Source organism: Primorskyibacter sp. S87 (genome assembly GCF_049801055.1).
Classification (GTDB): Bacteria; Pseudomonadota; Alphaproteobacteria; order Rhodobacterales; family Rhodobacteraceae; genus JBNAGF01.
On sequence record NZ_JBNAGF010000002.1, the window covers coordinates 67,379 to 80,119 of the forward strand.

The 12,741-nt window shown below is 57.1% G+C and carries 12 protein-coding genes and 1 tRNA gene; 8 read left to right on the forward strand and 5 right to left on the reverse strand.

Annotated elements, in window-relative coordinates:
• Positions 1-90 precede the first annotated feature (90 nt).
• Positions 91-2,541 (forward strand): GcvT family protein, encoded by a 2,451-nt coding sequence (locus ACP15U_RS03760; RefSeq protein ID WP_425043807.1) that lies wholly within the window; start codon positions 91-93, stop codon positions 2,539-2,541.
• Positions 2,542-2,580: 39 nt separating this feature from the next.
• On the opposite strand, the gene tpiA is transcribed toward ACP15U_RS03760, so the two are convergent.
• The 5 genes from tpiA to ACP15U_RS03785 form a co-directional block, all read right to left on the reverse strand.
• Positions 2,581-3,330, reverse strand: coding sequence for a triose-phosphate isomerase (tpiA, locus tag ACP15U_RS03765; RefSeq protein ID WP_425043808.1), 750 nt, complete (start codon positions 3,328-3,330; stop codon positions 2,581-2,583).
• A 177-nt stretch (positions 3,331-3,507) separates the two neighbouring features.
• Positions 3,508-3,885, reverse strand: a complete 378-nt coding sequence (locus ACP15U_RS03770) for a HesB/IscA family protein (protein WP_425043809.1) — start codon at positions 3,883-3,885, stop codon at positions 3,508-3,510.
• Positions 3,886-3,976: 91 nt separating this feature from the next.
• On the reverse strand, positions 3,977-4,339 hold the full coding sequence (locus tag ACP15U_RS03775; RefSeq protein ID WP_425043810.1) for an SUF system Fe-S cluster assembly protein: 363 nt from the start codon (positions 4,337-4,339) through the stop codon (positions 3,977-3,979).
• A gap of 83 nt (positions 4,340-4,422) precedes the next feature.
• Positions 4,423-4,728: an NfeD family protein gene (locus ACP15U_RS03780; protein WP_425043811.1), complete on the reverse strand. Its 306-nt coding sequence runs from the start codon at positions 4,726-4,728 to the stop codon at positions 4,423-4,425.
• A gap of 1 nt (position 4,729) precedes the next feature.
• A complete protein-coding gene (locus tag ACP15U_RS03785) occupies positions 4,730-5,617 on the reverse strand; it encodes an SPFH domain-containing protein (protein ID WP_425043812.1) in 888 nt (295 codons plus the stop codon).
• A gap of 188 nt (positions 5,618-5,805) precedes the next feature.
• Here ACP15U_RS03785 and tgt point away from each other — a divergent pair, with 188 nt between their 5' ends.
• The 7 genes from tgt to ACP15U_RS03820 all read left to right on the forward strand — a co-directional run bounded on the left by tgt (position 5,806) and on the right by ACP15U_RS03820 (position 12,517).
• Positions 5,806-6,936: a tRNA guanosine(34) transglycosylase Tgt gene (tgt, locus tag ACP15U_RS03790; protein WP_425043813.1), complete on the forward strand. Its 1,131-nt coding sequence runs from the start codon at positions 5,806-5,808 to the stop codon at positions 6,934-6,936.
• A gap of 304 nt (positions 6,937-7,240) precedes the next feature.
• Entirely contained in the window at positions 7,241-9,652 is a 2,412-nt protein-coding gene (gene lon / locus ACP15U_RS03795) for an endopeptidase La (protein WP_425043814.1), read from the forward strand.
• Between the two features lie 207 nt (positions 9,653-9,859).
• Entirely contained in the window at positions 9,860-10,303 is a 444-nt protein-coding gene (locus tag ACP15U_RS03800; protein WP_425043815.1) for an HU family DNA-binding protein, read from the forward strand.
• 19 nt (positions 10,304-10,322) lie between these two features.
• Positions 10,323-10,397: transfer RNA gene (locus tag ACP15U_RS03805), tRNA-Val, on the forward strand.
• Between the two features lie 130 nt (positions 10,398-10,527).
• Positions 10,528-11,574 (forward strand): integrase, encoded by a 1,047-nt coding sequence (locus ACP15U_RS03810; protein ID WP_425043816.1) that lies wholly within the window; start codon positions 10,528-10,530, stop codon positions 11,572-11,574.
• A gap of 200 nt (positions 11,575-11,774) precedes the next feature.
• A complete protein-coding gene (locus tag ACP15U_RS03815) occupies positions 11,775-11,984 on the forward strand; it encodes a helix-turn-helix transcriptional regulator (protein WP_425043817.1) in 210 nt (69 codons plus the stop codon).
• A complete protein-coding gene (locus tag ACP15U_RS03820) occupies positions 11,981-12,517 on the forward strand; it encodes a hypothetical protein (protein WP_425043818.1) in 537 nt (178 codons plus the stop codon). Before ACP15U_RS03815 ends, ACP15U_RS03820 begins: the two co-directional genes overlap by 4 nt.
• Positions 12,518-12,741 lie beyond the last annotated feature (224 nt).

Sequence of the window (12,741 nt, forward strand, 5' to 3'; positions counted from 1 at the left end):
ATCCCGAGCCGGTTCAGCAAGGACAGTTCATCCCACAATGGTGCCAGTTTGTAGCTGTCACACCACGAAGCAACTGACCCGAGACAAATCATGCCCGAGATTCAATCCCCAGACGCCTCCAACACCAAGAAACTCCCTTCTCATGCCAAGGTTGTCGTAATCGGAGGCGGGGTTGTTGGCTGCTCGATCCTGTTCCATCTGGCCAAGTTTGGCTGGAAAGATGTTGTTCTGCTGGAGCGGGACGAATTGACCAGCGGCTCCAGCTGGCATGCGGCCGGGCAGATTCATACGATCAGTTCTGACCCCAACATCAGTCGCCTGCAAAGCTATACAATCGACCTCTACAAAGAGATCGAAGAGACATCGGGGCATTCCGTCGGGCTGCATATCACAGGGGGTTTCTATCTGGCGTCGAACAAGACGTGGTATGACTACCTGAAACGCGAGCGGTCCAAGGCCCGCTATATGGGGCTGCATCAGGAGTTCATCTCTCCAAAAGAGGTAGCGCAACGGCATCCCCTGATCGATCCGAAACACTATCACGCAGCTCTCTGGGACGATCAGGACGGTGATCTCGATCCATCCGGAGCGACCTATGCCTTTGCCAAATCCGCAAAGGTGCACGGTGCGCAGTATTTTACGCATACGCCGGTCACAGCTACATCTCAGCGTCCGGATGGCAGTTGGGATGTGACCACACCCAAAGGGGTGATCAAGGCGGAACATATTGTCAATTGTGGAGGTCTGTGGGCGCGAGAGGTTGGCCACATGCAAGGAGTGAACCTGCCTGTGCAGCCGATGGAACACCATTACCTGATCACCGAAACGATCCCTGAGATCGCGGCGCGATCCCAACGTTTGCCGGCGGGGATAGACTATGAGGCGAATATCTATTTCCGGCAGGAACGGCAGGGCATGTTGCTGGGAACCTACGAACCCAAGGGCACGCCTTGGAAGGTCGAAGGGACACCCTGGAATTTTGGCCATGAGCTGTTGCAACCCGATCTCGACCGGATCGCGGATCGGTTGGAGATGTCCTTTGAACGCATTCCTGCGATTGGCAACGCCGGTATCAAGGACATGATCAACGGGCCGTTCACTTTTGGGCCGGACGGCAACCCCATGATCGGCCCGGTTCCGGGGATGAAGAATTATTGGGTTGCGGTGGGTGTCATGGCCGGGTTCTGTCAGGGTGGCGGAGTCGGGCTGACCATGGCCGAATGGATGATCGACGGTGAACCTTCGATCGATGTCTGGGCGATGGATGTGGCGCGTTTCGGCGAGTTTGCCACGCCTGAATGGGGCACGGTGAAGTCGACGGAAAACTACGAGCGCCGGTTCGTGATGACTTTCCCGAACGAGACTCTGCCCAAGGGCCGGATGCAGAAATCTACCGCTCTGTATGACCGCCTCGTGCAGAGCGGTGCGCGGATGGGGCAGGGGTTCGGTCTGGAAAACGCCCTGTGGTTCGCGGATTCTCCCGACGATGCCCATGAAGAGCCGACATTCGAACGAAACCGGAGCCACGACTATGTTGCGCGCGAGGTCGAAGCCGTACGCAATGCAGTGGGTGGGATCGAGATCGCCAATTTCTCCAAGCATGAATTTCGAGGCCCCGGCGCGCGCAGCTATCTGGACCGAACCCTTGCGGGGTATGTGCCCAAGCCGGGACGGTTGACGCTGACGCCGATGCTCACGCCCAAGGGAAAGATGTACGGTGATCTCACCGTTGCCTGTCTGACCGAAGATCACTTCTTTCTGTTCGGATCAGGGGCCATGCAGGAGGCCCATCGCCGTTGGTTCGAGAAGGATCTGCCAGCGGATGTCAGCTATGCCAATGTATCCGACGACTGGCACGGCATAGCGCTGTCGGGTCCAAACTCGCGCACCCTGTTGCAGCGGATCACGCGCGACGATGTCCGTGCGGAAGCGTTCCGTTTCCGCGACACGCGACGGACCTTTGTGGCCGGTGTGCCGGTTATCCTGAACAGGATCTCCTTCAGCGGAGAGCTTGGCTACGAGATCTACTGCAAGCCTCAGTATCTGTTGCGGCTCGCTGAGGAAATCGAGGCGGCAGGCGCCGACCTGGGATATCGTTGGTATGGTGCGCGAGCGTTGATGTCGATGCGGCTGGAAAAGAGCTGGGGGGTCTGGACGCTGGACTTCCGGCCCGACTTCGACGCGATGGAAAGCGGCATGGATGCTTTCATCAACTGGAACAAGGACTTTGTCGGCAAAGACGCAACGATCAAGGCCCGCCTGAATGGTCCGGCGCGCAAACTGGTTGCCATGACGATTGACGTCGAGGGCATAGATGTCAGCAATGACGAGGCGATCCTCAAGGATGGTGCTGCAGTTGGCTATGTTTCTTCAGGAGGTTATGCCCATCATGTCCAACGGTCGATGGCCATGGGATATGTCACGACAGAACATGCCGCACCGGGCACCAGCCTTCAGGTCGAGATCCTCGGCAGCCTTTACGATGCGGAAGTGCTTGGCGGGGCCATCTATGATTCAAATGGCGCCAACATGAGAAGCTGATTGGGATTGCTTCAGGAACGTTGCGGTCCGTCTAAAAGCTCAGGCCGCTTCGAGGGCGGAAATGATCGGTGAGAAGTCAGCAGCTTTCAGGCTGGCTCCGCCAACCAGTGCACCGTCGACATTGGGAACGGCAAAGATCTCTGATGCGTTGTCCGGCTTAACGGAGCCGCCATACAAGAGGCGAACAGAGCGTCCGACACCAGCGCCGAACCTCCGCTCCAGTCGGGCTCGGATGAAATCATGCACCTCGCCGATCTGTGCAAGTGTCGGCACCTTGCCCGTGCCGATCGCCCAGATCGGTTCATAGGCAATCACGAGGTTTTCGCCGGTCACCAGATCGGGAACAGACCCGGACAACTGCCCGCCGATGATATCGAGCGTGTTGGCCGCCTCGCGCTGGGCAAGGCTCTCTCCGAGGCAGATGATCGCAATCAGTCCGTTTTCAATTGCCGCGCGAGCCTTGGCGCGCACGTCCTCGTTGCGCTCATCGTGGCCTACACGTCGCTCTGAGTGGCCCACGATCACCGCTGTCGCCCCGGCATCTTTCAACATGGCGGCGCTCACATCCCCGGTATGGGCTCCTGCCGATTGTGCGTGACAGTCCTGACCGCCGATGGCCACAGAGCTTCCCGATATCGCCTGTGCGGCCCGGTGGATCAGTGGGGCAGGCGGGCAGATCAGGATATCGACACTGGGTGCGGGATGATGCCCGGCCAGTTCAGAAAGCTCGGCAAGCGCCTCGCTGCTGCCGTTCATCTTCCAATTGCCCGCCGCCAGTTTCCGCCGCATCACTTGCCCCTCTGTGTGATTTCTTTCTTATCTCCAGCACCGGATAGCATTGCGGATGCGGAGGGGCAATTGCCCAGCCGGAGTCGGATTGGTCAGGGCGACGCGCGCCGGCAACGAGCCGGCGTTGTCATAACTCGCCAAAAACGGATGTGCGCTGGTCAGGTTGCCGCCGCCAAGCTACCCGGCAGCGGGGGATGGTTTGTCGAAATCGGCGTCGAACTTGATCGACTCGCCGCAGCCACAGGCATCAACGACATTGGGGTTCTTGAATTTGAAACCGGCTTCAAGCAGTGAGACTTCATAGTCGATCTCGGTGCCGAACAGGAACATTTGTGCCATCGGCGCAATCAGGATCCGGGCGCCGTCCTGTTCCACGACTTCGTCGTTGGGCTCGGCCGCCTCGACATATTCCATCGTGTATTCCATGCCCGCACAGCCGCCTTTTTTCACGCCGATGCGCAGGCCGGAATGCCCGCCCTTTTGCATCAGCTTTGCAATCTGCGCAGCAGCCTTCGGGGTCATGGTCACGGCTTGTTTGCCGGGAATGCCAAACATTGTCGCGTCTCCTTATGACCCCAATCTAGGTCTGGTTTGGGCGAGGCTCAAGGTTTCACGGAGTTGAAGATTTCACCGCGAAAGCCATTCGTTACATGAAGCCGAGTTCCAGCCGCGCCTCATCCGACATCATTTCCATGCCCCAGGGCGGTTCCCAAGTCAGTTCGACATCGACCTGTTTGACACCGGCAAGAGGCTCGATGGCCTCGGCAATCCATCCCGGCATGTCACCGGCGACCGGGCAGCCCGGTGCAGTCAGAGTCATGATGACCTTCACTTCGTTGGCATCGCTGATGTCGACGGTATAGATCAGGCCGAGGTCATAGATATTAACCGGAATTTCGGGGTCAAAAACCGTACGGCAGGCGTCAACCACCGGCTCATAAAGCGGGTGATTTACAGTGGAGGGCGCAATCAATGGCGCGCCTTCGAGCGGTTCCGTCGAATGGGTCATCCGTGCCTCGGCTGAGTTAACCTGAGTGTTTTATATAGGATAGCTGGCCGGGCGCGTCCAGTGCACGGATGAGCCCGATTGTCTCAGTCATTGATGTCGTTGTGAAACCGTTTCACCTGACCCTTTGGCAGCGAGAAAACTCTCCTCAAAACCAGCCATGAAATCAGGGACAAAGCGGCAAAGACCAGCAGCAAGACAGGCAGCCCAAGCATATGCAGTTCTCCCAGAAAGGTCAGACCTTGGGAGGAGCCTAGAATCAAGGCGGCCATTGCTGCTGCGCCGATAGCAAACCCCAGAAAAACGAAGCCTGGAACTACAACTTCGAGAATTGCCAGAACGAGGGCCACGCATAGCCAGACCCACCAGATAGCCCAGAGCGGTTCTGTCATCTTAGCTTCCCTTCAACATCTTGAACGCGTCACCAAAGGCCTCGAGCGCGTTGGCAGGAAGGACAATCGTTTGCTTGCCGTCGCCGTTTCCGAGGGCGTTCAAAGCTTCGACCTGTTTGAGCGCGACCTGATATTGGGCGGCTTCGATGCCGTTATCCTGTATTGCCGTAGCGACAACACCGGTGGCATAGGCTTCTGCCTCGGCCTGAATGCGGCGGGCCTTGGCCGTTTGTTCGGCTGCGTAGAGCTCGGCATCGGCCTGCAACTCGACTGCGCGCTTCTTGCCTTCGGCTTCGGTGACCTGTGCACGGCGGGCACGCTCCGCGTTGAGCTGCTGAAGCATCGCATCGCGGGTGGCTTGGTCCAAATTCACATCAAGGATTTCTGCGCGAGTCACCTCGATGCCCCAGTCGTCCACGGCTGTTTCAACACTTTCCTGAATGCGCGAGATGAGTTGAGCCCGGTTCGATTGCACGTCGTCAAGATCCATCTTGCCGATTTCGGCCCGAACAATTCCGGCAACGGTGGTGGCGATGGCACCGTCAACGTCGCGGATCCGGTAAACGGTCTTTTCCGGCTCCAGAATTCGGTAAAAGACCGAAGTGTCGATCTGCACCAGCACGTTGTCTTTCGTGATTGCGTCTTGGGTCGCATTCGGAAGCTGCCGCTCGAGAATGGATATCTTGTGGCGGGCAACATCAAGAAAGGGAACGATAAAATTGATGCCCGGGCCGAGCACAGAATGCAGGCGGCCGAACCGTTCCACCACGAATTTTTCGGATTGCGGGACGATTTTGATGCCTTTGAGAACTACGAGGATGAGAAAGACCGCGCCCAGAAGGTACAGCAGGTTCTGTGAAATCAGCCCGAGGATCTGGTCTTCGGTCATGCGCTACTCCTCAAGAATTGGTGTGCAATGGTATACATTTGGTGTTTGCTTCGGTTGTTTGCAAGACAGGTAATTGGGGGGCGAGCATGGATGCAAGTGTGATCTGGGCACGGCATCCCATGAGACCGGCTTGCAATGCTTGAGCCGATGGGGCAAAGCCTGCCCGGTTGAGCGATCCGGGGAAAAACATGACCAAGCGATTTACTTATGAGCTGAAGGCAACCGATGGAAAAGCCCGGACCGGCGTGATCTCTACACCGCGCGGCGACATTCGCACACCGGCTTTCATGCCGGTTGGGACTGCTGCAACGGTCAAAGCAATGCTGCCGGAAAGCGTGCGGGCAACCGGCGCTGACATTCTGCTGGGCAACACCTATCACTTGATGCTGCGACCTACTGCCGAACGTATCGACCGATTGGGCGGGCTCCACAAATTCATGAACTGGCAACGTCCCATCCTGACCGATTCAGGCGGGTTTCAGGTCATGTCTCTTGCCGGTTTGCGCAAGCTGACCGAGAAGGGGGTGACGTTCAAATCCCATATTGACGGCTCGAAACACGAACTCACGCCAGAACGTTCGATGGAGATTCAGCGGCTTCTGGGTTCGGACATCGTCATGTGTTTCGACGAATGCCCAGCATTGCCCGCTGACCGGGACCGCATCGCGGAAAGTATGCGACTTTCAATGCGTTGGGCCGCCCGATCCCGCGGCGCGTTCGGAGATCGCCCGGGCCATGCTCTGTTCGGAATCCAGCAGGGGGGGCTGGAGCGCGACTTCCGGGAGGAATCCGCAGAGGCTCTGAAAGAAATCGGGTTCGATGGCTATGCAGTGGGCGGACTTGCTGTCGGCGAAGGGCAGGAGGCGATGTTCGACTGTCTCGACTTCGCACCAGACATGCTGCCGGTGGACAAGCCGCGCTATCTGATGGGTGTGGGCAAACCGGATGATATCGTAGGGGCAGTCGCACGCGGTATCGATATGATGGACTGTGTCTTGCCGTCGCGCTCGGGCCGAACGGGTCAGGTGTTTACGCGCAACGGCGTGGTGAATATCAAGAACGCCCGGCATGCAGATGATCCGCGTCCGCTGGATGAGAACTGTACCTGTCCTGCCTGCTCAAACTATTCCCGCGCTTATCTGCACCACGTTTTCCGCGCTAACGAGATGATTTCGGGCATGCTCCTGACCTGGCACAACCTGCACTATTTCCAGGAAATCATGCAGGGTATGCGGGACGCGATCGCGGCCGGAACCTTCGAAGCCTGGCAGGGAGCGTTCCACGCGCAGAGGGCGCAGGGCGATATTGAGCCGCTCTGACAGACCGATTCCGGGTGTTCTGCGCAGAATGACGCCTAACTATTTTCACACGCACAATGTGCAGGATCCGGTTTCGAGAATGAAGTTTCAACGATAACTACCACCGCTGGCAGAACAATCGTCTGAATGCCGGTTTTCTCGGCTTGCGGCCCGGCGCGCCTGCAGCCATTGTCGCAATCAACAAAACTCTAATGCGGTTGAAATGCAGGGCCTCTTGCCCCACGTTATGAACCCATAACCGGAGATAGCCGGGGGTTGCCTGAAACAGGGACCAGAGCTGTCTTGCCAATGATAAGGAATGAGCATGCAAGAGCCTCTCAACGCTTCCTACCCAGTCCTGCCGCTGCGCGACATCGTGGTTTTTCCCCACATGATCGTGCCGCTGTTTGTCGGACGCGAGAAATCCGTCCGCGCACTGGAAGAGGTGATGCAGGATGACAAGCAGATCCTGCTGTCGAGCCAGATCGACCCGGCCGAGGACGATCCTGAGGTCGAAGGTATCTACAAGGCCGGTGTTCTGGCCAACGTGTTGCAGTTGCTGAAGCTGCCCGACGGCACGGTCAAAGTGTTGGTCGAAGGTCAGGCACGGGTGCGGATCACCGAGTTTCTTGAGAATGACAACTTCTTCGAGGCGCGGGCAGAGTATCTGACCGAGATGCCCGGCGATGTGACCACAACCGAAGCGCTGTTGCGTACGGTTGCCGACGAATTCGAGCGTTACGCCAAAGTGCGCAAGAATATCCCCGAAGAAGCGCTGGCTGCTGTTGGTGAAACGGCCGAACCCGCAAAGCTTGCGGATCTGGTTGCCGGCCATCTTGGCATCGAGGTCGACCAGAAACAGGATCTTTTGGAAACGTTGTCCATCAGCGAACGGCTGGAGAAGGTTTATGGCCTGATGCAGGGCGAAATGTCTGTTCTGCAGGTCGAGAAGAAGATCAAGACGCGGGTTAAGTCCCAGATGGAGAAGACCCAGCGGGAATACTACCTGAATGAGCAGATGAAGGCCATTCAGCGCGAGCTGGGTGATGGTGAAGATGGCTCGAACGAGGTGGCCGAGCTTGAGGCGAAGATTGCTGAGACCAAACTCAGCAAAGAGGCTCGCGAAAAGGCAGACGCCGAGCTGAAAAAGCTCAAGAACATGTCGCCTATGTCCGCCGAAGCGACAGTCGTGCGTAACTATCTCGACTGGATCCTGTCGATTCCGTGGGGCACCAAGTCTCGCGTGAAAAAGGATCTGGGCAAGGCGCAGGAGATCCTCGACGCCGACCACTATGGCCTCGAGAAGGTCAAGGAGCGCATCGTTGAGTATCTTGCGGTGCAGCAGCGTTCAAAAAAGCTGAAAGGCCCGATCCTGTGTCTGGTCGGCCCTCCGGGTGTTGGTAAAACCTCGCTGGGCAAGTCGGTTGCACGGGCCACCGGCCGGGAATTTATCCGCATTTCGCTGGGCGGCGTGCGCGATGAATCCGAGATCCGCGGCCATCGCCGGACTTATATTGGTTCGATGCCCGGCAAGATCATTCAGGCTCTGAAAAAGGCCAAGACCACGAACCCGCTCATTCTGCTCGACGAGATCGACAAGATGGGGCAGGATTTTCGCGGTGACCCTGCTTCGGCCATGTTGGAGGTGCTGGATCCGGAACAGAACAACACCTTCATCGACCACTATCTTGAGGTAGAATACGATCTGTCCAACGTAATGTTCCTGACCACGTCGAACAGCTACAACATGCCCGGGCCATTGCTGGACCGGATGGAGATCATTCCGCTGGCTGGCTACACCGAGGACGAAAAGCGGGAAATCGCCAAGCAGCACTTGATCACCAAGCAGGTGAAGAACCACGGCCTGAAGGCCAAGGAGTTCGAACTCACCGACGAGGCTCTGACCGAGATTATCCGTACTTACACGCGCGAGGCCGGTGTGCGGAACCTTGAACGTGAGATTGCCAAGGTAGCGCGCAAATCGCTGACCAAGATCATCAAGAAAGAGGCGGACAACATCACTGTCACACCTGACAACATTGATGATTTCCTCGGCGTTGCGAAATACCGGTATGGTCTGGCCGAAAAAGAAGATCAGGTCGGTGTTGTGACTGGTTTGGCCTACACGTCGGTCGGCGGCGAGCTTCTGAGCATCGAAGCGCTGCGTCTGCCGGGCAAAGGCCGGATGAAAACCACCGGCAAGCTGGGTGACGTGATGAAGGAGTCCATCGAAGCGGCTTCGTCTTATGTGCGTTCGGTCAGTCCGCAACTGGGCATCAAGCCGCCCAAGTTCGACAAGTGGGACATCCACGTGCACGTCCCCGAAGGCGCGACACCCAAGGATGGCCCGTCTGCCGGTCTGGCAATGGTGACCTCGATCGTCTCGGTGCTGACCGGCATCCCGGTGCGCAAGGATATCGCCATGACCGGTGAAGTAACCCTGCGCGGCAACGCTCTGGCCATCGGCGGGCTCAAGGAGAAATTGCTGGCGGCGCTGCGAGGCGGCATCAAAACTGTGCTGATCCCTCAGGAGAACGAAAAGGATCTCCCCGAGATCCCGGACAACGTTAAGGTAGGACTCAAGATCATTCCCGTCAGCCACGTTTCCGAAGTTCTGGAACACGCGCTGGTCGGAAAACCCGAACCCGTGGAGTGGGATGAGGCGGCTGAAGAAGAAGCTGCTGCGGCCGCTGCTGGTATCGCAAAAGGCGACAGCGCGTCAGCTACTGCACACTGACAGGGCCATTCATGTGGATGAGTTGGGGCAGGGCCTTTCGGTCCTACCCTTTTCTTTTGTGCGTAACGATATGTGGGCGCCTTCGCTACCCGTCACCGCAAATCTGGTATGGGCGGTGGAAATCTCGGACGTATCAGGCTATGCTTGAAAAAAAGCCGATCCGTACAGGGTCGGAAGAACAAAAACAGGCAGCCGAGAGAGGGCAACATGGCGACGAGCAGAGCCAAGACCACAAGTACAGCAACCAAAACCACACGCAGCACGCGGAGCAGCAGCCGTAGCAAAACGACGGTCGCAAAGAAGCCGCCGGTTTCAGCTGCGCCCAAGGCTGCAACACCACTGCCCAAGGTGGTGACACTGGCAGAACCGGTTCTGACTGCGCCCGAAATGCGCAAGAAGGAGCTGATCGAGATGGTCGTCGAACGCTCGGGCGTTAAGAAGCGCGATGCGAAGCCAACCGTTGAGGCGCTGCTGGCCATTCTGGGAGAGGCGCTTGCAAACGGACGTGAACTGAACCTTCCCCCCATGGGCAAGCTGAAGGTTCGGCGTAACGAGCAGAAATCCGGTGGGCGCGTCCTGACATGTCGTGTCCGGCAGAATGAAAAACCCGCTGAGCCCGCGAAAGAGCCTCTTGCGGAAGCAACGGAGTAACTATAGAACGCGGCCTCACGGGTGATTAGCTCAGTGGTAGAGCGCTTCGTTCACATCGAAGATGTCAGGAGTTCAAATCTCTTATCACCCACCATTATTCTGCATGTAACATCAAGCGCTTGCGCGCAACTCGTGGTCAACGTGTGGCCGCACGCATTGATGTCCGCTGCGCCTCCGCTGCACACAACTCGCTGAGATGTCCATCAACTGATGGAGATACGGCAATGGCAACAGTGGTGAAGCGGCCAAGTGGCAAGTGGCAAGCGACCGTTAGACGTGATGGACGGTCACGTAGCCAGACATTTACATTGAGAAAAGACGCCGTGAAATGGGCGCGTGCTGCAGAACTGCAGGCGGAACGCGGCGATGTGGTCGATGAGCGGCAATTGCGCATTTACACATTTGGCAGTGTACTATGCCGATACAAGGATGAAGTTGCTAAGGGCAAACTGGCTGGCGGCAACGAGGCGCTAATGATTGCCAGTATTTTGCGTGACAGGAAGCTGGCAGAGACACGGCTAAATCGGCTGACTGCGAGCAAGGTGGCCTTTTGGCGTGACCAGTGTTTGCAGAATATGCAACCCGCTACCGTTTGCCGGTATCTCGGCATCATGCAGCACGCATTGGACATTGCGGTGACCGACTGGCAGATGCCGCTGGCACACAATGTGATCAAAGATGTACGCAGGCCACGCGTTAATAATCGTAGAGAACGCCGATTGCGCGGCAATGAGCAGGCCGTATTGATTGAGGCATGTGAACAGTACAGTAATCCGCAGATGGCTCCACTCGTTCGGCTGGCATTGGCAACAGCTATGCGACGCGGTGAGTTGTTGGCTATGCATTGGCGTGATGTGGATTTGCTCCGATGCGTGGTGCATTTGCCGACCAGCAAGAACGGACATGCCAGAACGGTGCCGCTAAGTGTGGAAGCCATTGATGTTTTGAAACAGTTACAAAGTGAAGTCGACACAGGCATAGAGGCGGCAAGGGATGAGGGGAAATTAGGTGGCTGCGCAGCGGCCGCGAACATATTCAGCATGAAACCGAACGCGGTGCTGCTGGCATGGCGGCGCATCTGCAAACGTGCCGGCATTGATGATCTGAATTTTCATGATTTGCGCCATGAATGTATCTCTCGCCTGTTCGAGCGTGGCCTAAGTTTGCCGCAAGTGGCAATGGTCAGCGGTCACAGGGATGTGCGCATGCTAATGCGCTATACGCACCTTCAGGTAGATGACATTGTGGCCAAGTTGCATGAGGTTTTGTGAAGCAGGTTGCTTGAGAATTAGTGTGGTGCGCTGCTGCACGTGAAGCAACATGTAGTATTTTACGGCCCTGTAATGTCCCACATGCACTATATATAGCGCGCCCTGCTTGACTTAATAATGCCTAACTGGTACTGTGAGAGTACTGATGACACCCACCTGGCGATGTCACGAGCACCTGCAACTTTTGGAGTTCGTAACACGTGTTGTCAGATAGCCCACATTTTCTATCCACCCGCCAAGCCGCTGATCGCATCGGCATCAGCCCACGCACTCTCACCCGCATGCTCAGACGTGGTAACAGTACGCCGCCAGTGATCCGCATCAACGCCCGCACATTCCGTTGGCGCTCCGATGATGTTGATCAATGGGTGCGGCAACAAACTCTGGCATCAAATGGGGTAAGCCCATGACTGATGAGGAGTGGTGGCAATCCGCTCGCAATCGCGCGTTGGAAATTGTTGAAACGGAGGGCATCTATTGCGGTGAAGTTGGGTGCGTTGTGCTGAACCGTGCTCATCGTGGCGGTCGGCCTGTGTTTGGCATCCATGGTGCAAGTATTCTGATCAGCGAGGCTGTCGCGCTGCCCAATGTCGGCCAAGTCACGCGTCATCTTTGCGGTAATGAAGCCTGTGTGAACCCGAACCATTTGAAAGCTGGAACACATGCAGAGAACGCCGGCGATGCGGTGCGGCACGGAAGGTTGGTCAGAGGTATCAGGCACCCCAAGGCCATCAAGATAAACAAGGAAGATGAAGACGCCATCCGAGCCGATACGAGAACGCAGCGGGAGATCGCCGCCCAGTATGGAATTGCTCAGTCCACCGTTGGGCAGATCAAGCGCGGCGAGGGGCGATGGACAAACAGCGGTAGTGGTGGCTGGAACGGGAAAGACGACACGCCACTTAGGCCGAGAGTTGGAGGACTGGAAGATGGCGGTTGGTAGATGATTGGACAGGCATACAAATCGAAGCCACCGCATAAGTATCTGACTGTCGAGGCCGTCAAGCGGGATGCCTGGGCTACTTTGGCGGTTCTGCTGGCCAAGGCGGCGTGATGGGGGATAGAGCAAACGCAAATCGAGGGACTGAGCCAGAAGAAGCGCCGTTCGGGTCGACCGACGAAAGGGTGGCTACTTCACGTAGATCTATTTCTCCTACGTCAAGTGAC